General features: G+C 44.0%; 20 protein-coding genes. 16 read left to right on the forward strand and 4 right to left on the reverse strand.

Translation table 11 applies throughout. The annotated features are described in order from the left end of the window. Positions 1–3: 3 nt before the first annotated feature. The 4 genes from xylB to EV213_RS03250 all read left to right on the forward strand — a co-directional run bounded on the left by xylB (position 4) and on the right by EV213_RS03250 (position 5,385). A complete protein-coding gene (xylB, locus tag EV213_RS03235) occupies positions 4–1,497 on the forward strand; it encodes a xylulokinase (RefSeq protein WP_133579053.1) in 1,494 nt (497 codons plus the stop codon). Positions 1,498–1,570: 73 nt separating this feature from the next. Next, complete coding sequence (locus tag EV213_RS03240; RefSeq protein ID WP_133579054.1) at positions 1,571–2,710, forward strand: Gfo/Idh/MocA family protein; 1,140 nt, start codon at positions 1,571–1,573, stop codon at positions 2,708–2,710. 21 nt (positions 2,711–2,731) lie between these two features. Next, the gene (locus EV213_RS03245; protein ID WP_133579055.1) at positions 2,732–3,850 is read left to right on the forward strand and encodes a Gfo/Idh/MocA family protein; all 1,119 of its coding nucleotides are present in this window, start codon (positions 2,732–2,734) and stop codon (positions 3,848–3,850) included. A gap of 407 nt (positions 3,851–4,257) precedes the next feature. Then, positions 4,258–5,385: a DUF2264 domain-containing protein gene (locus tag EV213_RS03250; RefSeq protein WP_133579056.1), complete on the forward strand. Its 1,128-nt coding sequence runs from the start codon at positions 4,258–4,260 to the stop codon at positions 5,383–5,385. On the opposite strand, the gene EV213_RS03255 is transcribed toward EV213_RS03250, so the two are convergent. Further along, complete coding sequence (locus tag EV213_RS03255; protein ID WP_133579057.1) at positions 5,382–6,566, reverse strand: MFS transporter; 1,185 nt, start codon at positions 6,564–6,566, stop codon at positions 5,382–5,384. The two genes, EV213_RS03250 and EV213_RS03255, sit on opposite strands and share 4 nt — an antisense overlap. 215 nt (positions 6,567–6,781) lie before the next feature. Further along, entirely contained in the window at positions 6,782–7,555 is a 774-nt protein-coding gene (locus tag EV213_RS03260) for an SDR family oxidoreductase (RefSeq protein ID WP_133579058.1), read from the reverse strand. Positions 7,556–8,159: 604 nt separating this feature from the next. Between EV213_RS03260 and EV213_RS03265 the strand changes: the two genes are divergently transcribed. The 5 genes from EV213_RS03265 to EV213_RS03285 all read left to right on the forward strand — a co-directional run bounded on the left by EV213_RS03265 (position 8,160) and on the right by EV213_RS03285 (position 13,334). Beyond that, on the forward strand, positions 8,160–8,885 hold the full coding sequence (locus tag EV213_RS03265) for a CPBP family intramembrane glutamic endopeptidase (RefSeq protein WP_133579059.1): 726 nt from the start codon (positions 8,160–8,162) through the stop codon (positions 8,883–8,885). Between the two features lie 466 nt (positions 8,886–9,351). Further along, entirely contained in the window at positions 9,352–10,965 is a 1,614-nt protein-coding gene (locus tag EV213_RS03270; RefSeq protein WP_133579060.1) for a copper amine oxidase N-terminal domain-containing protein, read from the forward strand. A gap of 197 nt (positions 10,966–11,162) precedes the next feature. Beyond that, positions 11,163–12,368: an aminotransferase-like domain-containing protein gene (locus EV213_RS03275; RefSeq protein ID WP_133579061.1), complete on the forward strand. Its 1,206-nt coding sequence runs from the start codon at positions 11,163–11,165 to the stop codon at positions 12,366–12,368. A 73-nt stretch (positions 12,369–12,441) separates the two neighbouring features. Further along, positions 12,442–12,678, forward strand: coding sequence for a hypothetical protein (locus tag EV213_RS03280; RefSeq protein WP_133579062.1), 237 nt, complete (start codon positions 12,442–12,444; stop codon positions 12,676–12,678). A gap of 59 nt (positions 12,679–12,737) precedes the next feature. Then, complete coding sequence (locus tag EV213_RS03285) at positions 12,738–13,334, forward strand: S-layer homology domain-containing protein (protein ID WP_133579063.1); 597 nt, start codon at positions 12,738–12,740, stop codon at positions 13,332–13,334. Positions 13,335–14,350: 1,016 nt separating this feature from the next. Here EV213_RS03285 and EV213_RS03290 read toward each other — a convergent pair. Further along, positions 14,351–15,196, reverse strand: a complete 846-nt coding sequence (locus EV213_RS03290) for a PRC-barrel domain-containing protein (RefSeq protein WP_133579064.1) — start codon at positions 15,194–15,196, stop codon at positions 14,351–14,353. Between the two features lie 157 nt (positions 15,197–15,353). Between EV213_RS03290 and EV213_RS03295 the strand changes: the two genes are divergently transcribed. From EV213_RS03295 to EV213_RS03320, 6 genes are all read left to right on the forward strand, one after another. Next, the gene (locus EV213_RS03295) at positions 15,354–16,037 is read left to right on the forward strand and encodes a FadR/GntR family transcriptional regulator (RefSeq protein ID WP_133579065.1); all 684 of its coding nucleotides are present in this window, start codon (positions 15,354–15,356) and stop codon (positions 16,035–16,037) included. 46 nt (positions 16,038–16,083) lie between these two features. After that, on the forward strand, positions 16,084–16,815 hold the full coding sequence (locus EV213_RS03300) for a (Fe-S)-binding protein (RefSeq protein WP_133579066.1): 732 nt from the start codon (positions 16,084–16,086) through the stop codon (positions 16,813–16,815). Positions 16,816–16,821: 6 nt separating this feature from the next. Then, positions 16,822–18,264, forward strand: coding sequence for a LutB/LldF family L-lactate oxidation iron-sulfur protein (locus EV213_RS03305; RefSeq protein WP_133579067.1), 1,443 nt, complete (start codon positions 16,822–16,824; stop codon positions 18,262–18,264). Then, positions 18,245–18,964 (forward strand): LutC/YkgG family protein, encoded by a 720-nt coding sequence (locus tag EV213_RS03310; RefSeq protein WP_133579068.1) that lies wholly within the window; start codon positions 18,245–18,247, stop codon positions 18,962–18,964. Before EV213_RS03305 ends, EV213_RS03310 begins: the two co-directional genes overlap by 20 nt. Before the next feature lie 311 nt (positions 18,965–19,275). After that, positions 19,276–20,238, forward strand: coding sequence for a sugar kinase (locus EV213_RS03315; RefSeq protein WP_133579069.1), 963 nt, complete (start codon positions 19,276–19,278; stop codon positions 20,236–20,238). Between the two features lie 7 nt (positions 20,239–20,245). Then, on the forward strand, positions 20,246–20,890 hold the full coding sequence (locus EV213_RS03320) for a bifunctional 4-hydroxy-2-oxoglutarate aldolase/2-dehydro-3-deoxy-phosphogluconate aldolase (protein WP_133579070.1): 645 nt from the start codon (positions 20,246–20,248) through the stop codon (positions 20,888–20,890). A 1,126-nt stretch (positions 20,891–22,016) separates the two neighbouring features. Here EV213_RS03320 and zwf read toward each other — a convergent pair. Next, positions 22,017–23,567: a glucose-6-phosphate dehydrogenase gene (zwf, locus tag EV213_RS03325; protein ID WP_133579071.1), complete on the reverse strand. Its 1,551-nt coding sequence runs from the start codon at positions 23,565–23,567 to the stop codon at positions 22,017–22,019. A gap of 336 nt (positions 23,568–23,903) precedes the next feature. On the opposite strand from zwf, the gene EV213_RS03330 reads away from it, so the two are divergent. Further along, positions 23,904–24,221, forward strand: a complete 318-nt coding sequence (locus EV213_RS03330) for a hypothetical protein (RefSeq protein ID WP_133579072.1) — start codon at positions 23,904–23,906, stop codon at positions 24,219–24,221. Positions 24,222–24,367 lie beyond the last annotated feature (146 nt).

Raw genomic sequence — 24,367 nt, forward strand, 5'->3', positions numbered from 1 at the left:
CGCGTGAGCTACGTTGCTGGCATTGATTTAGGAACGAGTGCAGTAAAAGTACTACTTGTCGATAAACATGGTAATGTCAAAGGGGAGGCCTCAAGCCCACTTGATATGCATGTCGCTGCTGGTGGAGTGCGTGAGCAGAACCCAGATCAGTGGGTGGACGCCACAATTGAAGCCTTGAAGAAAATTGTCGAAAGTGTTCCAGAAGCTGCGACAAGCATCGAGGGCATGAGCTTCTCGGGTCAGATGCATGGCCTCGTGCTCCTCGATGAAAAACGACAGGTGCTTCGTCCGGCGATGCTTTGGAATGATACCCGAACGTCGGCTGAATGCGAGTTAATTCGGACGACGCTTGGTGAGGAGCTGTATACGTACACAAAAAATCCAGCACTCGAAGGTTTTACGTTACCGAAACTGCTTTGGGTCAAGGCGCATGAGCCAGACCTTTTCTCAAAGGCAACATCGTTTGTATTGCCGAAGGATTATTTGCGCTACCGTCTGACTGGTGCGCTTCACATGGAGCCATCTGATGCTGCGGGTACATTATTGTTCCATCCTGCAAAGAAAGCCTGGAGCCATGAGATGTGCCATGCTCTGGACATTCCAGTATCCATGTGCCCTGAAATCGTGCTGTCGACAGACGAGGTGGGCACATTGGTTCGTGATGTAGCAACCCAAATTGGGGTGTCGAACGACATCAAGGTGTTTGCAGGCGGAGCCGATAATGCATGTGGGGCGCTTGGAGCGGGCATTATTGCACCAGGCGAAACGCTGTGTAGTATCGGGACCTCTGGGGTCATCCTCTCTTATGAAGAACAAGATATCGATGTCGATGGTGGTGTTCACTTTTTTAATCACGCCAAAGACAATGTGTTTTATACAATGGGTGTGACGCTTGCTGCTGGGTATAGTCTGCAATGGGCGAAGGATCAATTAGCGCCGAACGAATCCTTCGAAGCATTGCTCGATGGGATTGAAACCATCCCACCAGGAAGCCGCGGATTGTTATTTACACCATTTCTAAATGGGGAGCGGACCCCTTACTCAGACGCCTCTATTCGGGCTAGCTGGATTGGTATGGATGCGGAGCACACGCGTGTCCACCTTGCCAAAGCAGTGATGGAAGGCATTACATTCTCCCTGAATGAATCTTTGCAGCTATTCCGTCAAGCAGGAAAAACGATCAATACCGTCGTTTCAATTGGCGGCGGAGCAAAAAATCCTGCGTGGCTCCAAATGCAAGCAGATATTTTTAATGCCACCGTCGTATCACTTGAAAATGAACAAGGACCAAGTCTCGGTGCGGCGATTATTGCAGCAGCTGGCTGTGGTTGGGCACCATCAATCGACATGGTTGTTAAAAAGTTTGTCAGAAGAAAGCAGGAATTCCACCCTGTGAAAGAGAATGTTGAAACGTATCAAAACATTTTCCAACTGTATCAACAAGTGTATAAGCAAACGGCAGAAATGTGTGAATCTCTGGCTGTTTATCGAGGATAAACGTATCTGTCAAAAGTTTGTGACCGCAAAAAGAACATTGGAAAACGATTTCAATAATTGAGGTGAATCGACAATGACCAACCAGAAAGAATTGCGTATTGGCATGGTGGGGTACAGCTTTATGGGCCGTGCTCATACTCAAGCCTATCGTGACGTATCGTATTATTTTAAACCTGAATTAAAGCCTGTTCTGAAGGCGATTTCAGGAAGAAACGAAGCCAATGTGAAAGCAGCCGCTGAACAATTGGGCTTTGAAAGCATTGAAACGGATTGGAAGAAGCTCATTGAGAGAGATGACATTGATCTCATTGATATTGTTACTCCAAACAACTCTCATGCAGAAATTGCCATCGCAGCAGCGAAAGCTGGCAAGCACGTCATTTGTGAAAAACCTTTGTCAATGTCAGTTGAAGAGGCAAAGGAAATGAAGCAGGCTGTCGAAGAAGCTGGTGTCATTCATATGATTTGCCATAACTATCGCTTCTCGCCAGCAGTGCAATATGCCAAACAGCTCATCTCGGAAGGAAAACTCGGCAAAATCCATCATTTCCGAGGTGTTTATCTGCAGGACTGGCTACTTGATCCGAAGACACCAATGACTTGGAGAATGAAAAAGGCGGTTACTGGATATGGCACGCATGGTGACATTGCGGCACACAGCATCGACCTTGCTCGCTTTCTTGTCGGGGAAATCACAGATGTTGCAGGGATGTTAAAAACGTTCGTTAACGAACGTCCAGTGGCTGGCACTGAAAATGAGACCGACACGGTTGATGTTGATGATGCGTCGGCCTTTATCACTCAGTTCGAAAATGGAGCAATGGGCGTTTTTGAAGCAAGTCGTTTTGCTGGTGGAAATCGCAATGGAAATCGCTTTGAGATTAACGGGGAAAAAGGCTCCATCAAATGGGACCTTGAAAATCTTAACAATCTCCATGTGTATTTTCATGATGATGAGCCTGGACTGCAAGGCTTTCGCCTAATCAACTGTACGGAGTCTGAGCATCCCTATGCAGGTGCCTATTGGCCATCAGGGCACATTCTCGGGTACGAGCATACGTTCATTAACCTTGTGCATGACCTTATTGAAGGCATTAGCACTGGCAAAAATCCGACGCCTAATTTCAATGATGGTGTTGAAAATCAAAAGGTACTTGAAGCCGTTGCCGAAGCTTCTGAAAAGAAAAGCTGGGTACAGATTCCTCATAACTGAATGTAAAAGGTGGGTACATCAATGAATACTAAAAATGTAAAGGTTGGCGTCATTGGTTGTGGCGTCATCAGCAATATTTACTTGGATAATAGTAAAAAATTCGATGGATTTGATATCGTTGCTTGCGCGGACCTTGACCTTGATCGTGCAAAAGACGTTGCAGAAAAACATGACATTCGTGCACTGTCTGTAGACGAATTGCTAGCAGACAACGAAGTGGAGCTTGTTCTGAATCTGACCATTCCTGCGGCGCATGCAGAAATTGCTTTGGCAGCCCTTGAAAATGGCAAACATGTCTACGGCGAAAAGCCACTTGCCGTGACAAGAGAAGATGCAAAAAAGATTCTGGATAAAGCGAAGGAAACGAACCTAAAAGTAGGAAGCGCGCCGGATACATTTCTAGGCGGCGGACTGCAAACTTGTCGAAAATTAATTGATGATGGATGGATTGGGCGCCCAATAGGTGCGACAGCATTTATGATGTCCTCAGGACCAGAAAGCTGGCATCCTCATCCTGAATTTTTCTATAAAACAGGTGGAGGCCCAATGTTCGATATGGGTCCTTACTACTTAACGGCCTTTGTCAATTTATTAGGTGCAGTCAAAAAAGTCACAAGCATCACGACAAAAGCGCACGAAGAACGTTTGATTACGAGTCAGCCTAAATCAGGAACGTTTATGCCAGTAGAATTACCGACAACGATCTTTGGCTTATTAGAGTTTGATTCAGGGGTTGTTGGGTCGATTTTGACAAGCTTCGACATTGCAGGAGGCTCTTCATTGCCTCGCATTGAAGTGTATGGAACAGAAGGTACATTGATTGTCCCTGATCCAAACACATTTGGCGGTCCAATTAAAATAAAGCGTTCAGGGAGCAGCGAATGGTCTGAGGTCCCGTTGTCCCACGGCTTTGCGGACAACTCCCGTGGCATAGGGCTTGCTGATATGGCACTATCGATTTCTAGTGAGCGTCCTCACCGAGCAAACGGTGATTTGGCATATCATGTGCTCGATTTGATGCACAGCTTTCATGATTCATCTGACGAAGGCAAGCATATCGACATTACAAGTAAGGTGGAGCGTCCAGAAGCGTTTCCTGCTGCACTTGAATGGGCAAACCTTCGCCTAAAGCTCTCCTAAGAAAGAACAAACACACGCATCTTTCAGATGCGTGTGTTTGTATAGACATAATTAAATCAATGGAAAAAAGAAGTTAACAAGCAGAATGAAAACGCTTGTCTTATCTAGGCGCAAAGTTTTGGGAGGCGCGGAGTTGCCAAAAGGGCAATGAGCACCGGACAAAGCAAAGCAACAAAGAAAGCGAGCGTTTGTCAACAGTCGTACCCAGGCTGCATGAAAACGTTTGTCTTATCTAAGCGCAAAGCTTTGGGAGGCGCGGAGTTGCCAAAAGGGCAATGAGCACCGGACAAAGCAAAGCAACGAAGAAAGCAAGCGTTTGTCATCAGCCTGCAAGGCGCGTATCTGATGAAAGGTACGCGCCTTTCTGTATATTTCAGAATAGTGAATAATTGGAAAGGGGAATAGAGATGAATGATCGAACATTCTGGCTTAATACGATGCAGCAAATGGCGACTCCTGTATTAACGGCGTTGTCTGCTGGTGAACTTAAAGCAAAAATGCCGATTGAAACCAGTGGTCAAGACCGAGGGAAATATACCCATCTTGAAGCTGTAGGAAGATTATTGGCAGGTATGGCTCCCTGGCTTGAAACGCCTCATAAGGGGGAGGAAGAACAGTTGCGCGTTCGCTGTTTGAAGGATTGGCGTGAGGGCATTGACGCCATAACGTCACCTGACCACCCGGATTACGTGAATTTTACCGAGGGTCTCCAGCCGATTGTTGATACGGCCTTTCTCGCCCAAGCTGTCTTACGGGCGCCAACCTTGTTTTCTGATTTGCCACCGAGGACCAGGAAACAACTCGCAGACGCTTTTATATCAACAAGAGACCGTAAGCCTGTGGCGAGCAACTGGCTTTTATTTGCGGCGTGCACAGAAGCTGCCATTTCTGTGCTTGGTGAGACATGGGATCCGATGCGTGTAGATTATGCGCTCAGACAGCATGAGCAATGGTATCTAGGGGACGGTTATTATGGCGATGGACCTAAACTGCACATGGATTATTACAATAGCTTTGTCATCCTTCCAATGCTTTACGACATCCTACACGCCGTACCATTAATTGACGGTACTTGGAAGACAATGAAAGTAGATGTCCAAAAAAGGCTTGGACGTCACGCTGAATTACAAGAACGAATGATCTCACCTGAAGGCACGTACCCAGCAGTCGGTCGTTCATTGGCTTATCGTTTTGGATGCCTACAAGCGCTGGCCATGGCTGTGCTCCATAAGGAACTTCCACCACACTTGAGTGAAGGTCAAGTTCGTGCTGCGATGACCGCTGTATTGAAACGACAAATGCATGCCAATAGAACGTATGACGCTGATGGTTGGTTAACCATTGGTTTCGTTGGGCATCAACCATCTATTGGAGAAGGATACATATCAACAGGTAGTCTTTATCTTGCATCTGTAGGGCTCTTACCGCTCGGTTTATCGGCAGACGATGCGTTTTGGACAACTACGGAAAAACGATGGACCTCAGTCAAAGTATGGAATGGTGATGATTTCGCTTGTGATCATGCTCTAGATTAAATACTGGTCGAACGTCCTATAGTGGATTGTCTTACAGAGGCATAACGGCGAAACAAAACGATTGCTATGCTCCCAATGACGGAACTCAATCCCATTATAAAGTAAAGAACAGAGGGTGAGAATGTTTCAATGACAAACCCGCCGCCGAGAGAACCAATCATCCCGGAGAGTCCAAAGAAAACAGTAATAAATAATAAATGACCAGAACCTTGTAAGTGAGCGGGAACGAGTTTTGTAATAAATTGAAACGCACAGATGTAGAACACACCAAAGGTTACGCCATGTAAGCATTGCAATGCAATGAGATGAAGCGGATCACTAAGAAATGACAATAGAATCCAGCGAAGGGAAAACAGGAGACTGGCTCCAAGAATCCATGTTAGCTCGCTCAAGCGATGCATCCATAAATGACTTGTTGCATACACCAACGCTTCCGAAAGCACAGCAATAAACCATGCCCAGCCAATAAACGATTCGTCGCCACCCAGTGCTTTCACATATATGCCGAGATATGTATCATTTGTTCGATGTGGAATCGTTACCAAAGTGACAACGAGTAAAAACAGCCAAAATGTAGGAATACCTAACTGTTTGCTCGCTGAAAGCAATGTAAGTGGTGTTTTTACTTGCTTCACATCTGAGATTTTCATAGAAAATAACATCGCAATCAAAATATACCCTAGCAATAAATAGACCAATGTTTCGACACCAGCCAACTGTAGTATCTCTCCACCAATTAATGCAGTAATGGCAAACCCGAGCGACCCGAACGTTCGAATACTGCCAAACGAGATACCTTCCTTGTGAGCCGTTTTCACAGCGAGACTATCAGAGAGACCGCCAATAGGAGACATGAAAAAGAAGAAAAGAGCGGTGCTCCCGATTAAGATATAAAAGGTATCGGTTTGGAAGAGCACAACAGTGCCGATAAACAAACAAAATAAGCAAAAAAGCAAAATGTATTTTACCGTGGATAACTTATCGCTGAGATATCCCCAAAAGGGCTGTGAGAGAATGGAGACAAATGGACCGACGGCCATAAGAATCCCAATCTGAGTACCATCGAGCGAAGACGCTTGAAAATAGATAGGCAAAAAGCTTGTGATAAGCGTAGCAACAGAATGAAAGAAAAATAAAAACACACGAAGCATATACACTTGATTAGAGAAAAAAGGGCTCATCAAAATGGATCAGATGCAGCACCATTGCTGCATATCCTCCTTCAATATGTGTTGCGCTTTTTATGACAGCGGTTTAATCATACGAAGAAGGAATGAAATGGTCAATAGGGTAGCCATAAACATTTAAGACTATTTGCAGTGAGTTGTGAGCCATATTTCATATGTTCCGCAATCGAAAAAAAGCGTCCATCATCATACCCATGGACGCTTTTTTTCTATGGAAATAACGAGTCAGCTCCATCAATAAATATTTCCGTCCCAGACAAGTGGGAGGCTTTTTCAGAGCAAAGAAACGAGACCAAGTCTGCTACTTTTTGTGCAGGAGCTGCTCCTTCATGTAATACATGCCGACCGTTAGGATACTCTGTTGGGATGGCGACTTCTTTAAGCTGTGAAGAGTGGGCATGTGTGTTTTCCCCAATGTTTGTGGCGATGGCTCCTGGACAGATGGCGTTCGCTCTAATTCCAAAGCGGCCAAGCTCAACCGCTGCCATTTTCATAAAAGCTATTTGAGCAGCTTTAGCGCTACTGTATAGTGAAGCTCCGAAGTTACTGAAAGTTCGGGTGCCATTGACAGAACTAGTGTAAATGAGCACTCCTTTCGTTTCTTTGAGGTGTGGAACTGTATGCTTGGTTATTAGAAAAGCACTTTTATGATTGACTCCCATTGTTGAGTCCCAGTCTTCTTCCTTGAGGTGTTCAATAGGGGCAAATGTCCCATTGATGCCTGCATTTGAGAAGACGACATCAATTTGACCAAAATGAGAAACAACTTGATCCACCGCTTTTTTAACGTCCTCCTCCTTTGAAACGTTCGCTTCAAGAGCGATCGAAGAAACCCCTTTGTCAGTAAGCTGCTGTTGGACGACGGTTAACCGCTCTTTTTGGATATCTAGAAGTGCAATTTGATAGCCTTCTCTGCCTAATGTAAAAGCAGAAGCTTTCCCTATTCCTGATGCGCCCCCTGTGATTACCGCTGTTTTTTGCATGACAAAATCTCCTTCTTCAGTTTATTCAAACAATACCTTGTTTTTAGGATGAATGCACTTTTGAAGTCTTGTTTTCCATTCAAAAACTCATCCCTCTTCATTTCAGTTGGTGTTTATTTTAGTGCATAACCAAGCAATGAAGGTTTGTTACGTTTTAGATGTTTAGCCTATTGACAACAAAACTTGGCAAGTGTATCATTGGTTTTGACAACAAAACTTGGCAGTTATGAAGGAGGGATTTTCATATGACAGCTTGTCGAGAAGTAGTTGGGAAAACAAGGTTAAGTAAGCTTTCATAATTTCTAAACCTTGCATTCTTGTATTATCAGTTCCGCTCCATGAATGGAGACTGTCATCATGTGAATGATTGAGACATCCAAAAGCAGCTATTGGTATTCTGTAGTTTTTGAAGATAAATGATGGATGGCAGATGGTTATTCGAAAGTGTAAAAGTGCATTTTTTTGTAATAAGTAAAAGTTCACCTTATGGATGAAGGTCGGGAGTTTGGTTGATAGGATCCCCGAGGGTTATTGGACATTTTTTTGATTTTGTAAGTCGAATGTGAATAGTTCACTCACCTACACTATTGAAAGGAGTTTTACCATGTCTGAAATAAAAACGAATGAAACAGTTAACGAACTTGAGTCTCGCAAAAATATCACAAGACCGGGATGGCCTGAAATTGGAATGATGGTGCTAGGGTTTCTGCTTGTCATGGTGGCGACAGTTCCATTTATCACGATGTTCACAGAGCCGGGAACCCCAATGAATGGTGTATTGCTAGCTGCATTATCCGGTCTTGCTGGATTGGGTGCCTTTTATGCAGCTTACCTCTTACGCATCCGTTCGGGTGCTTCATTTGGCCTGAAACGAGTGTCCAAGCGCTGGATCTTGATTAGTGTTGGATTAGGGGTTGTTGTTTTTATACTAGGTCGCCTTGCTGTCATTGTCATGTATGAGTTAGGTATTGGGAATTTCGATTTGCAAGCCTCCTACAGAGCTGCTTCTACGGCAGGGACACTCTATTTGATTGTTCATATGCTGATGATCGCTGTTCTGACGCCCCTTGGTGAAGAATTTGCTTTCCGTGGCGTACTCACGAACGCTTTGCTTCGCTACGGTCCTTGGGTTAGTATCTTCGGAAGTGCGATAATTTTCGCCACTGCTCATGGAATAACTGTGGCATGGCCGCTAGCCTTTTTCTGTGGTATCGCCAGTGGTTATACGTTCTATCGGACACGGTCAGTCTGGCCAGGTGTCGTTATCCATGCGGTAACCAACGGCTTAGGAACACTCACTGGGGTTATTTTCACCATGTTTTTTAGTTAAAGTGTAGCATCTCTACACTCCTAATACTGTCTGTTTATACGTTTAGGAACCCACCCCATACATCATGTAAATGACATGGGGTGGTTTTTTTTAGCACATCGTCACAACGAGTAGAATAGATCGCAACAACGCAAATGCAGTGTTATTGAATATTAATTTGCCCATATGAAATCAACATAATTGTGGTGAATCACCTAGTCAAAGGAAAACATTCATTTTTTTTCATATGAATTTCGTAAGTATCGCAAGAAAAACAATAAGTGAACCGAAATACTAATGGAGGGAGTTGGCTTTACTGGTAGACGTTCGGTGATATGATAAACAAATGTATGAGGGAGGTTTTGCGAGAGACTTTTATTGTTCTACATAGTCACTTGCTCAAATGAAGGACAAGGCATTGTACAAAAAATAGAAAGCAATGTCTTCTTAATGTTTAATTTCGCAGGGAGAAGGAGAAAATCAGTTTATGAGAAAATTATTAACAGGTGCTTTAATTGCCAGCTTAAGTGTATCCGTTGTCACTCCAAAAGTATCTGCTGATGAACGAAGCAATCAAGCATATACCCAAAAAGAATTAGAAGAAGAAATGACACCGGTTTTTATGGAGATGGAGATCAACGGAAATGAAGCCATCTTGGATTATGAGGTATACAATCTTAATGGGCGAACGATGATGCCATTACGGGCAATGTCAGAGCTGTTCGGTTGGAAAGTAGCATGGGATCAAGATTCGTATACAGCGACGATCCAAAATCAGGAGCATGTCATGAGCATCGAGCCTGGAGAGTATGAAGCCTATTTTGATGGCGTACAGGAATCGATTGATACGCCTGCGGTCATTTATAAAGACCGCACCTTTATTCCTTTGCGGAAGGCAGCAGAATGGTTCGCGTTCACGATCGGATGGGAAAAGGAAAACTACAAGATCACGTTGACGACAAACGAAACAGAGGAAGAAGCGACGGAGGAGAAGCCTCCAGAACATGAGTTTAGACGCTTTAAGGGACTCCCAGTTTTACCGCGAGTGGAAGCGCCTGTACGCCGAGCTGTCTATGTAGAGAACGCTGAATTTGTCGATCAGCGCAGAATGTTTGTCAGTGACAATCCTGAGGTGCTCTCGCATATGACCGTTCGCGGTGAAAATGGTGTTCTCTGGGAAGATGAGATTAACACTACAGAGAAACGGACACAAGAGTACCGCATTTTTGGTTACCATCTTAACCGGATCGCACAGGATGTGTATATCGGCATCACGATAGAAAACCATTCTACAGAAAATAGCCTATACATTAGTGAATTAAAAGGAACAACCCAAATTGGGCGCATGCAGAACCCCATGTATGATGTCGGGCTTCCACTTGCAGTCGATGCAATGACTGGAAACATGAGAAAGCTGCCGCAGCAAGACAACATGATTGGACCGGGTGAAAGTGTCACGTTAGACAGATTTAGACTGGACCCAGATCAACTTGTTAGCTTTTTACATGACTTGACTGTCTCTAAACGCGGTGGTGGAGCGTTGAACTTCTCATTACGTACAGTCGTATCGAAAAATCCAACGAAAGATTTAGAGACAATACAAGGCGACATCCTACCTCTAGATTACCGTCGTCACCCAAGAGGTACTTGGGAAGGCAGTATCATTCAGTCCACGCTTCCTGAGTATACAGCCGGCGCAGAGATTGAATCCTTTATGATTTCGAACGGTGTCACGGATAACCTCATGTCGAAGGAAGCAAGTACAATTCCAGAGCTGACACAAGCCAATATTGGCCACTTCGGTGCTGTTTATCGTGTGCGTATTCCTGTAACGAAAACCACGCCAGGCACGGATGTTATTGAAGTCAAAATGACACCGCGTGGAGGGAATTATTCAGGCGTGTTGAAAACAAGAGCCGGGACATTTGTCATTCCAGTGACGAATGCGGCTAAGGAGTCGATTTTGATCTATCGTCAAGCCGTCACACAGGGCGAGTCTGTACTAGAATTTGACATGATGCATGCAGGTGGCTCAAGCACTCCGTTAGCCATAAGTGTTGAAACATTAGATGGAAACGTACCTGTTCAAATCGTTCGTTAAATAAGCAATAACCCGTAGGATCAGCAACATTTGAAAACAAATCAATAGGGGAATTCCACGACCACAGGGATTGTGATACAATGTATGACAATCCTTGTGGTTTTTTGTTCATTTATTTATATATTGTCAGAATTTTCATCGATTTATATTGTTGTTCTTTTGATCTAGTAACTATTTATGAAAGCTGGTGTCGTAAAATGAAGTATGGGTTTGCTCAACGCGTTCGGTTTATGCAGTCGTCAGCAGTAAGGGATATTTTGAAGGTTGTCAATAAAGGTGATGTCATTTCGTTTGCTGGAGGTCTTCCAGATGAAGATCTTTTTCCTGTAGCTGCGATGAAGCAAGCGTTTCAAAAAACGTTTGAAGCAAGTGATAATAAAGCGATGCAATATGGTGAAACAGAGGGGTACGCTCCACTAAGAGAACAGCTTTCTGAAAAATTACAGAAAAAAGGAATTCATCGTCCAAGTGACAATGTCCTTGTTACATCGGGGTCACAGCAAGCGATTGACTTGTTTGCGCGTGTCATGTTTAACCCCGGAGATATCGTGCTCACTGAAAATCCCACCTACCTTGCTGCTCTGCAAGTGTTTGAGTCATATGAGGTGAGGGTGGTTCCCGTACTTTCAGATGACAATGGAATGGACCCAGAGGATTTAGAGCAAAAGATGAAAAAGCTAAAGCCAAAATGTGTATATGTCGTACCGACGTTCTCAAATCCAGGCGGAAAAGTATGGTCCTTTGAACGCAGAAAGCTGCTTCTTGAACTCGCTCAAAAACATCAAGTTGTCATTTTTGAAGATGATCCATACGGCGATATCCAATTTAACAGCGAAGAGGTTTATACGCCTATTGCTTCTCTTGACAAAGAAAATAAATATGTTTTATACACGAGCACCTTTTCAAAAACAGTCGTCCCTGCCATGCGCCTCGGGTGGATCGTTGGACCACATCAAATCATTCGAATGATGGCGCAAGCGAAGCAAGCAACCGACCTTCATACGAATTCTCTTGCACAGGTGGCGATGCATCATCTTGTCAATGATTTCGATTTGGACGCTCATGTTTCGACATTGTGTAAAGCTTACAAGGAGCGGATGCTTGTGATGAAAAGCTTGCTGGACAGTGTTGAAATGGATGGGTTGACGTATGTTGAACCAAAAGGTGGGATGTTTTTTTGGGTGAGTCTTCCATCCTACGTGCATACCGCGTCCTTACTTCCAGAAGCCGTTGAACAGGGAGTAGCTTTCGTACCTGGGGCTCCGTTTTATGTGTCTAATGCGGAGGAAAATACGATGCGCTTGAATTTCACACATTCAAAACCTGAACTAATTCATGAAGGCATGCGACGTCTCGTGAATGTGATTAATGAAAAAAAAGAAGCAGCACCACAGCAAGTCTAACCTGAACTCCACGTTTCCTAACGAGGAAAAACGGGAAAATGATGGCATATGAGTGCTAGGGAGGAGACCTACCGTGCAGGAAATCCGTCATTGTTTATATCCAATTATTAATTCGTTAGGAGAAATGGAGTATTGGGAGGTTTCGATTGCCAAGCAAGATCGAGCATTTACAGCAATGGCGTTAGAGCGTAATTTTCAAATGTGCATCTCCTGGCATCCTCTTCAAGCTACCTCTGAGAGAGACGCAGAAAACGAAATTCGTCAATCAATACACAGAAATGGACAAGGAGTAAACGAACAAGAGTGTTAGAGAGTTTTATTCCAAGAGCTAGCTGGCTGTCCATAAGTGGCCAAGGAGGGTGAAGAAGGATGCGCAAACGAATGCTAGGGTGCTTTCTTATAGTACTCGTCGTTGTAGGATCAGGCTTTGAGAGAGTGTCTGCTGCCCCATTTGAAGATATTCAAGGGCATTGGGCGGAGGATTCACTTAGGAATGTAATCGAACAAGGATGGATGAAAGGGTATGTTGACGGTCGATTTGGTGTCAACCGGAACATTACCCGAGCAGAAGTAAGTTTAATACTTAAAAGATCGTTCTCCTTTCCCGCCGAGGGTTCTGAGGATTACACGGACGTTCCAACCTTCCATTGGGCGTACGATTCAATAAAATATGTCTCAGGAGCAGGGTTAATGCAAGGGATGACGGGAAACAAGTTTTATCCAAACGAGGAATTAACACGTGCACAGCTTGCACAGGTTATTGTGAGATTAGATTCGAATGGGTCGACCTCACAAACACGACAAGTTTTTTCAGATGTTCCCTCTTCCTTTTGGGGATATGATGCCATTATGCAAGCGAACGCAAATGGAAGCATGACAGGTTATGCCGATGGTAGCTTTTTGCCGAATAGAGATGTTACTCGGGCTGAGTTTGCTGTTGTGTTGAGTCGAATTAAAGTCGGTTGAGGAAAGCTACTTGTTCAGAGCTCATTGCCTCTATTGGTAACTGCGCTTTTGAAAGACAATTGTTTCTTGAAGGGAATCGATGAGGAACCATACAGTAAGTGGACTGTATGGTATACGAATTTGCTCACTGTATGTGAAACAATCCCGCAAGATATGTGGGATTGTTTTTTTTTTTTGCTCTTATTTCGAAAAAATGCATTTTGCGTTTCTATTTTGCTCATTTGAGCCATGGTTGAACAAGAAAAAGAAAATCAAAAGCTAGCGAGACTCCAGCAGCAAAGAAATTACGACGAGTTTTTTCGAGTCGATGATGTATTGGGGTGCAAGGGAATTACGACCGCTTCGTCAAAATACTTCGCTTTCTGTGGGGCACGGCTTCAGCTTCCTCGGGAAGCAAGCTTTCCGAGGGGATCTTCAGCTCGCGCTGATCCCACTAGAGTCTACGTATGTTGACTTCGCTGGGGTTTGCTTCTGCATAAATTGTTTTTATTTTTTATTGGTCTCCGTCTAACGGGGAAAAAAGCGTGTGAAGGCGTGATTGCTTACCAATCAAGACAAGGAAGTGCATCGTTTCATGCAAAGTTACATCACCTAGTGCAGTATTGATGCAGCGGTGGACTTAAGGATTGTTTTTAATTTAGACAACTTGTGCAGTGCGAAATCACCTTCAACGCAGGCTGTGCTTGAGTGGCCGCGAGGTGACATAGATCAATGGACTTCATAAAAATAACGCCTGCTGTATTCAGTAAATATAAAGATATCATTGCTCACAATCCTGTGATTTCTAATAGGTCGTCTTTCAGATATGATGCTGACTTCTGCCCCTTAATCAATAAAAGAGTCTTTTTTAATAGTGATCAAATCATAAAAAATGAGTCAATCATTAAAAGCAAGCGTATGACCGAACGTCTTTATGTCAACCCCTAGTTGTGGTGATGAACCCAATAAAATTTAGGTTTGTCTCCTGAGTTTATTATAAAAAAAAAGCAAGAGCATATGCCCTTGCTTACTGATGATTATTTCGTCCAATAGTGAGGACGGTTATAATGTGTAAATAAACGCTCCTCATAATCTCTCGTAATGGCTTGGTCATGCTCGAAGACGGGTGCATTCTGAAGGAGATCGTGCTCTAAAGGAACCGTAACGGTGCGGTCAATCCAGCTAATATCTTTTACCCACTCTGGGGAAAGAAGGATGGTTTGACGATTAAACGTGCTTCCAGTGTCTATGACAAGATAGCGTATCTTTTGTGTTTCACCTTCTATAACGACATCACGAATCTTACCGATCTCACCTTCTTTGGCATGGACGTCATACCCTTTAATGTCGTCGACACTTTGCAGGGCACTGTCATCATGACGCAAATGTTCTTCCAATTCCTTTTCTTCATGCCCTTCTCGGATGTCGTCCTGTGTGCCAGCACGATTTTTATTGGCCTCATTTCCAAGTTCTTCAGGAATTGGTGGCAGCGGAGCAACCGACCCAGGGACCGATGTTCCTGAAGAATTATAACCGCCACCTGCCATATTACCGGAGCCGAGCCAATAATAGCCCCAGCCGTGAAAGTCACTTAGTTCCTTCTCATATTGTCGATTTATCGGTTCATGCTCCTCAGGTTTAGGACTATCCTTAATTTGATCTTTTGTTAGGTTGACATGAATGAGCTGCTCTTGTGGATCAAGCCTTTCAAATGATTTTGGGCTTAACAGCACTTTTCCACCAAAAAACCATGTGCGCGTATCCGCAACGACGTAACGAACTACAAAAGATTGATCATCAAAATAAAAATCTTTAACCTTTCCAACCTCACCGTCTACAGCACCTAATTTATATGACTCCAAATCTTTTGCTTGATATAGCATGATCTTCAGCCTCCTGTTAGAAAAATTATATTTGTAAGATTACATTCCCTTGCATTGTTTTTCATAAACTTATTAATTTTCTGTTGAATGATCGGAGTGTGTTTTGTAAAATGAATGTATGTATAGGTTGAAGGAGAACGGCAGAAGGAGAACGGCAATGGAAAAAATTCAACGTAAAAAAATGTACGAAGAGGTAGCGGATCGAATAACACAACGTCTTGAGGATGGTCAACTAAAACCAGGAGATCGTTTGCCTTCTGTGGAAGCGTTATCAAAAGAGTTTGGTGTAGGAAGATCGGCTATTAGAGAAGCCCTAAGCGCTTTGCGAGCGATTAATGTCCTTGAAATGAAACATGGGGAAGGGACTTATATACGAACCTTTCAGCCGCAACACATGACGTTTCCATCTGTGTCAGCATCATTAATGAAAAAAGAAGATATCGCTCATCTTCTTGAAGTCAGGCAGTATCTTGAGACTGGGACAGCGGCTGCTGCTGCCATTAGAAGGACGCCTGATCATTTAGCTGAAATGAAGCAGTCGCTTGCATTGATGAAAGGAACCGTTATAGAAGAAGCTGCGGATTTTGCATTTCATCAGACCATTCTTACAGCCGCACAAAACCCTTTATTACAGCAACTTTGGAACACCATTTCAGATATGTTGAAAAGAGCAATGCGGGATACACGCCGAATTTGGTTTGAGCAGGAGACGATGAGTGCACAGCTTCACAAAGAGCACAAGGCCATTTATCTCGCCATCGAAAAAGGGGACGCCAATGAGGCGAGAACCACCATGGAGACGCACTTGCGAACAGTTCAAAGGCAGTGGAATGAAATTTAACGATACAATAGTCATCAGATGACCTGATGACCTAAGGAGGATACACATGAAGGTTAGTTTGTTTGCGACGTGCTTAATGGATGTTTTTTATCCAGAGACTGGCAAAGACACTGTTGAATTATTGGAGCGTCTTGGATGTGAAGTTGATTTTCCAGAAGCACAAACCTGTTGTGGACAGCCTGCTTTTAACAGCGGGTATCATACGCTATCAAAAGAAACGATGAAGCATATGATGACTGTTTTTGCTGAATCGACATATGTCGTCACACCTTCCGGCTCATGCGGAACGATGATAAAAGAGTACCCAACACTATTTAAAGACGATCCTGAATGGTATGAACGTGCGATCTTGCTAAAAGAGAAAACCTATGAACTCACAGATTTTATCGTTCATGTTCTTGGGGTCGAAGATGTCGGTGCCACATTTCACGGCACAGCGACGTACCACACTTCCTGCCATATGACACGGCTCTTGAAAGTCACAGAGGCACCGAAGACATTACTTGGAAACGTCAGGGGATTAACAATGAAACCATTAAAAAACGCGCAAAACTGTTGTGGGTTTGGGGGGACATTTGCGGTGAAAATGCCACCGATCTCAAAAGAAATGGTGGATGAAAAAGTAAACCATGTGGAAGAAACAGAGGCGGACGTTCTAATTGGTGCAGATTGTGGCTGTTTAATGAATATAGGGGGTCGCTTGCAACGTAGAAACAGTGACGTCAAAGTGTTGCACATAGCTTCTATTTTAAATAGCCAAACAGGTGCAAAGGAGTGAAAAAAAATGCCCATTCGATTTGGTGAACGAGTGTTTGATAACCGAGTACAATCTGGCATCGAAAATACATTTATGCGTGGAGCGGTGTCTGGCGCTCAAGAAAGGCTGTTTGAGAAAAAGGCGGTTGCTGAAGAAGAGCTTGGTGATTGGGAAGAATGGCGTTTGTTAGGTGAAGAAATTCGGCAGCATACGATCGAAAACCTAGATTATTATTTACAACAATTGACTGATGTTCTTTCCGCGCGTGGGGGACATGTGTATTTCGCAGAAACTGCGGATGAAGCCAATCAATACATCCAAGCTATTGCTAAGCAAAAAAAGGCAAAAAAAATTGTCAAATCCAAATCCATGGTCACAGAAGAAATTGGTATGAACGCTGTGCTTGAGTCCCTAGGATGTGAAGTCATAGAAACTGATTTAGGCGAATACATCCTGCAGCTCGATGATCATGACCCGCCGTCGCATGTTGTTGCGCCAGCGCTTCATAAAAACAAAGAACAAATTCGAGATGTGTTTAAAGAAAAAATCCAGTACACAAAAACAGAGGATCCAAAAGAGCTGGCAAGATATGCGCGTGAAATGCTGCGTGAGGAATTTCTAAAAGCGGATATCGGCATCACAGGCTGTAACTTTGCTGTTGCTGAAACGGGGAGTATCGCCCTCGTAACAAACGAAGGGAATGCTCGTTTGTGCACTGCGTTGCCGAAAACACAAATTACCGTTATGGGAATGGAACGGATTGTGCCTACCTTTGAAGAGCTCGATATTATGGTAAGCCTCCTTTGCCGGAGTGCTGTCGGTCAAAAGCTGACTAGCTACATTACTTCTCTTACAGGCCCTATTGATGAGACGGAAACGGACGGTCCGGAAGAATTTCATCTCGTGATTTTAGACAATGGTCGCTCGAATATTTTAGGCACGGCCTTTCAATCCGCTCTCCATTGCATTCGTTGTGCGGCTTGTATGAATGTATGTCCAGTGTATAGGCATGTTGGAGGACATGCTTATGGATCGATCTATCCTGGGCCAATTGGTGCTGTACTCACGCCTTTGCTAGATGGTTATGACGATCACAAGGAGCTTCCTTATGCATCGACGTTATGTGCGGCTTGCACGGATGCGTGTCCTGTACGTATTCCCCTCCATGAGCTTCTGAATGAACATCGGAAGGTCATTGTAGAAAAAAATAAAAAGCAACCTCTGGCTGAACGGGCAGCAATGCAAGGGTTTAAAACCGTTACCACGTCGGCAAAATTGTTCCAATGGGCGACGAAGGCGGCCCCGTATCTTACTGTGCCGTGGGCGAGACATACGTACATTCAGAAAGGCCCTGGTCCGTTAGCAGATTGGACCGACTCAAGGGATTTTCCTGCACCTAAAGCGGAGCGTTTTCGCGATTGGTACAAAGCGCACAGAGAGGAAAAGGCCAATGACAAAAGGACGCATTGAAGGACGTGATCGATTTTGTGAGCGCGTGGCCACATCATTAGGGAGAGAGCGCCTTTTTACAGTAGCGAAGCCTGTATGGTCACGGGCGCCTCAAGACAACGTGCTGTCACAATGTACGCAGGAGGAATTGGTAGAGGTCCTAAAGGCACACTGTGGCACAATTCACACAGATGTTTACGAAACGACATCAGAGTCACTCGCATCAACACTCACTAAACTGGTCAATACCTATGGAGGAGGACCTCTCGTCTATTGGCGTGACAAACGGTTTTCTGAATATGGCTTGACCACACTGCTTGAGGAAGAGTTCCCAAAGCAGTCTGTTGTCACAACCTGCTGGGACAATCGTAACCGCGAACGAAGTATCACAGCCTGCGAGCAAGCCAACATTGGGATTACGTTTTCGGACAGTACGCTCGCAGAGTCAGGAACGGTGGTGCTCTATAGTGGAGAAGGAAAAGGAAGATCAGTTTCTCTTTTGCCTACCAATTATATTGCAATTATCCCTCAAAGTACGATTGTGCCAAGAATGACACAATCAGCGAGAGCGTTACGTGAATACAGCAAGACAAACGGTGGAGCTCCATCCTGTGTCAATTGGATTTCAGGGCCAAGCAATTCGGCAGATATCGAATTGAGTCTTGTTGTTGGCGTCCATGGTCCCATTGCGGCGAGTTATGTCATCGTCAAGGATGCGTAAAAGCACGTGCTCAGCTTTCGCATCTGAACAAGCTGTTGATACATTGTAGTTTAGCTTAGGTACACCACTGTTATTAGCTATATAGTGTAAAGAGAGGTCCCACTCAAGAATTACATAAACGAAATGGCGGGCTGTCTATAGTCAGGTCAAGCTCACTTTTCCGCAATTGTTCTAACGTCAGCACTTTGCTATACTAGTGAATAGAGATCGTAAGGTTGTTGTTGGTCCAGTAAGACTAGTCTTTGAGTGAAAAGCCTAGTGAACAGTTTAAAGAGTTCAGTGTAGCATTTAGTGTAGAGGGGGCTATAAAAATGAACCCAATGGATATCGTTACAATAGGGGAAACAATGGTCTTGATGAGTCCACAAAAGTCAGGTCCATTGCGTTATGTGCCCGGATTTCATAAGCAAATGGGTGGCGCAGAGTCGAACGTAGCCATTGGCGCAACACGTCTTGGCTGTAGTGTGGGATGGATATCTCAAGTTGGTGATGATGAGTTTGGTCGATACATCACACAAAACATTCGTTCCGAGGGCGTTGATGTGTCGCAGGTCGTATCAACAGGAAAAGCGCCCACAGGTGTGTTTTTCAAAGAAAAAAAGAATGCTAAGCAAACGAGAGTTTACTATTACAGAGCGAATTCAGCAGCCAGTCAGATGTCAACTGAGCAGCTGCCTTATGAGTATTTAAAGAATGCTCGACTTTTACATTTAACTGGCATTACGCCTGCATTGAGTGAAAGCTGTAAGCAAATGATGTTCGATCTTATCACTTGGGCAAAAGCAGAAGGGATTCTTGTCTCATTTGACCCAAATGTACGACTCACGCTTTGGAGCAAAGAAGAGGCCGCACAGGTCCTTCATGATTTGGCTATACAAGCGGACATCCTGCTTCCAGGCATTCCAGAAGGCGAATTAATGTGTGGGGAAAGCGACCCTGTGAAAATAGCGAGCTATTTTAGACAAAAAGGCGTCGACAATGTGATCGTAAAGCTTGGACCAGAAGGGGCTTATTACGATTGTGAAGGCGAGCAGGCACAAGTCAGTGGCTTTAAGGTGGATACGGTTGTTGATAGCATTGGTGCTGGCGATGCATTCGCAGCTGCTGTACTCTCTTCGCATTTGCAGGGGTTCCGTTGGGACGAGGCAGTGAAGCGAGGCAATGCAGCTGGTGCGCTTGTCGTTATGACAGAGGGTGACTATGAAGGACTGCCTGATACGGAAGAATTAGATGCCTTTATGGCACAAAAAATTGAAGACGATGTGTTGAGGTGACCACAAAATGAAACAAGAACACTTATTGAAGCTAAAAGAATCAGGGATTGTTGCGGTCGTACGTGGAGCAAACGAAGAAATCATTGAGCCCCTTGCCGAAGCATTGGCTAAAGGTGGCGTTTATGCACTCGAAATTACGATGGATTCTGAAGACGGCGCTTCAATGATTAAAAAAGCACGTGAATTGCTCGGGGATTCTGCGTTAATTGGTGCAGGAACAGTGCTTGACAGCATCACCGCAAAGCGAGCGATTGAAGCAGGGGCAGCGTTTATTTTCTCTCCAAATTTGGACATTGAAACGGTAAAGATGACAAAACGTTATAACAAAATTTCAATCCCTGGTGTCATGACGCCGACAGAAGTGCTTCAAGCCTATGAAGCTGGTGCGGATATCGTAAAGGTGTTTCCTGCGAGCGTTGTGGGACCTGCCTTTTTCAAAGACGTACGCGGACCACTACCATTCGTTGATATGATGCCAACAGGCGGCGTCACGATTGACAATGTACAGGAGTTCATCAAGGCCGGTGCATGTGCTGTTGGTTTAGGTAGTGCGCTCGTCGATATTAAGCTTGCGAAAGAAAATCGCTATGATGAAATTACTGAACGCGCAAAAGCCTTCAAACAAAAAATTGATGAAGCAAGACAGTCTTAAACAATCTCTATACGCAAATAGCTGAACGTATTCCTCTTCAAGTGAGTTAGGAACGTTTGAACCTCTTCCTTTTGGAGAGGTTTTTTGCTGTAAGAGCAAGTGAGTAGTGGCTAGTGCCCTTTCCACTACCTTCGTTGGTTATGGTCGACATTGAACCAACTAGGTCTATCTCATTTCATTCGTTCTTTACATTAACCAAAAACGGTCACTAGTGAGACTCTAGCAGTAAAGAAAACATGACGAGGTCTTTATGGATCGCTGCGTCAACAAACTTCGCTTTCTGTGGGGCACGGCTTCAGCTTCCTTGGAAAGCAGGCTTTCCGAGGGGATCTTCAGCTCGCGCTGATCCCACTAGAGTCTACGTATGTTGCCTACGCTGATGTTTGTTTCTGCGTACATTGTTTACTGTGGCTCGCTCTCGTATAGAGGGTAAAAGCCGTGTTGCAACCAAATAAGGCAAGTACATGCATTGTTTCAAGGTAGATCACCTGGTGCATCTTACACGAGTTCGTAATGTCGTTTGGTAAAGGAGTTAAGTGAAACTTTAAAAGGTCGGTCTCCTTTGATTCGCCCTTTATTATTAACCAAAAGCGACGACTAGCGAGACTCCACGACTAAGAAGTCACGACGAGGTCTTTTCGAGTCGATGATGCACTTGTGCCCTTTCAGGCTGAACGCGAATGTATAGCCGTTTGCCTAGAGAATGGTTTCAAAATGGGCATTTGTAAGAGAACACGCACATCTTTTTTTCTAGGGTGTGTCTGAGAACTCAGAAGGGAGTAGATGTTGCCGAATTTTCGTTCCAAGCAAGGCGCTTTTTCGCAGACGTACCGGACGTACGTCAAGGAAAAGGAACGCAGCAGGGGACGAAAAGGCGGTGACAGATGCCTCTTAGCGAGTTTTAAGACACGCCCTAAATAGAATAAGATCTACATTACCTGAAAAGGCACTAGTTCTGTAACATTTGAATGAAAGCCTACTTTCATAAAGATTTAAACGTACTGGATGCAAAAGTAGAAGGCGGGTCCACGCCATAAAAGCGATCTATGAGGCAATGTTCTTACGAAAAAGCTAAAAGGGGTGTCCAAAAAGTCATAGCCATGACGAATGGGACACCCCTTTTACATTATTGTTTTATTGATGTGTCGTTCTCTAATGCTTTGCCAGAGATGACCGTGTTTTTGTTTTCAACATTTGTGATCGGCCACCAGTGAAAGCCATCCTTAGCTAATAATTCGTCTGAAGCAATTGGTCCCATTGAACCAGCAGGATAGTTCGGGAATTCTTCTCCCAATTTATCTCTCCAATGCTCCGCGATGCTGTCAATAAATTGCCACGAATGGGCAACCTCATCCCAGCGTGTGAAGTTTGTAGCGTCACCAATCATGCAATCATGCATTAACCGTTCGTAAGCTTCAGGTGAATTCATTTTTAAAGCGCTTTTTTTCGAAAATTCCATAGCAATTGGTGTCGTCTCTCCATTACTACCAGGTTTTTTCACATTCATTTGTAGCGTAATGCCTTCATCGGGCTGAATATGAATCGTTAAAAGATTTTTGCCGAGGCTGACATCCTGTGTACCATAAAGGTTCATTGGCAAGTCTTTAAATTCAACGACAATCTGTGTTGATTTTACGGTCATGCTTTTTCCAGTTCGAATGTAAAAAGGAACGCCAGCCCAACGATGATTGTCAATCATCAACTTTGCAGCCACAAACGTTTCCGTGTTGGAATCATCGGTAACACTCTCTACTTCGCGGAAGCCTTTAATTGCTTGAGAATCAATTTCTCCGGCACCGTATTGTCCACGAACAAAGTAATCATCTGCTTCACTTGCTGGGACATGACGTAACGAACGTAATACTTTTACTTTCTCTCCGCGGACCTCTTCGGTCGAAAGGTTAATTGGCGGCTCCATTGCTAGAAGGGACACCATTTGGAGCATATGGTTCTGGACCATATCACGCAGAGCACCAGACTTCTCATAATAATTGCCACGTTCACCGACATCAAGTGACTCACTAGAGGTCAGCTGAATGTTAGCAATGAAGCGATTGTTCCAAAGCTGTTCAAACATTGCGTTCGCAAACCGAATGACTTCAATGTTTTGTACCATTTCTTTGCCCAGATAATGGTCAATACGATAGATTTCATCCTCTGAAAACACTTGGCGAATTTGATCGTTAAGCACCTCAGCAGAAGGAAGGTCATGACCGAAAGGCTTTTCAATGACAAGTCGCTTCCAGCCGTCTACTTCAGTTAACTTAGCTTCGTCGAGATGCAGAGCAATTGTTCCAAAATATTCTGGAGCCATCGCCATGTAAAACAAGCGATTGTTCGGCACTTCATATGTATCATCTAGCTGATCAAGCAGCTGTTTTAGGCTAACAAACGAAGCGGTATCACGAACGTCAAAAGGATGATAGTAAAAGTGATCGGAAAAGGACGCTACGTCTTCGGAATCGACCTCTGCATCGCTTGCATCATGAACAGCTTCAATCACTTTTTCCCTAAAGAAATCATTTGACCATTCTCTACGGGCAACGCCAACAACAGCGAAGCGATCAGACAAATTACCGTTTTTAAAAAGGTTGTAAATTGATGGGAATAATTTTCGCTTTGCTAAATCTCCGGTGGCTCCAAAAATAACTATTACACAAGAGGGCTGGTTGGTCATTGCTCTTCTCCTTTATTGCGTTCTATTCTGAAAAAGGTTTATTGCTAAGTGTACCGAAAGCGCGAGCGAACTTCAACTAAAAAAGACTCATAAGAGAGGACATAGGTCTCTCTGTGAAGAACACTCACAACATAAAACGACAGATAATCAAATTAAAACAAGATTTTGTTTTTTTATTGTATCATATAAAAAGGGTTGAGTACGCTAATGCGTTAAATTAAAAACGTGCAAGCGCTATCATTTTGTGGTATAATTCTTTCACTTTAAACAAAGAGTTTCAATCAGGGCAAGTGTCACAGCTCATGCGTTACAAAAAAGCGAGGGGAAGTGAGGCTGTTGCTAGTACGCCGTGATCTTTCATCCTGTCGTTCGCCGTTCGTGACCGTTCAATACGTGCAAGATACGTTGCAGAAACGCTTGGAGTTTTTCAAAGAAAGTACGTTAAACAATGAAAGACTGCTTTGTGGATACGTTGATATTGAAGCATCAAAAAAGACGATCCAAGTCGTATTGCTTGATGAAACGATCGACCGGGATTTTATAGAAGATACGCTACGGCAGCTAGGTCTTCAATTCGCCCCGGACCGTGATAAAGACGCTCTTCATTTTAGCTTGACCCTTTTGTCTTGGAAGGAGCAAGAGGAAATGATTTGACCATTTAAAGGTAGAGAGCACCTCTTGATTTTCGGAGACCGTCTACTGAACCGCTCCTGTTACCAAAAATGTGATTCGTTTCAAGAAAGCCTCTTCGAAAAGGAAGTTCCTTTTCGAAGAGGCTTATTTGATGATATGAAATGGTG

The organism is Aureibacillus halotolerans, assembly GCF_004363045.1.
Lineage (GTDB): Bacteria > Bacillota > Bacilli > Bacillales > DSM-28697 > Aureibacillus > Aureibacillus halotolerans.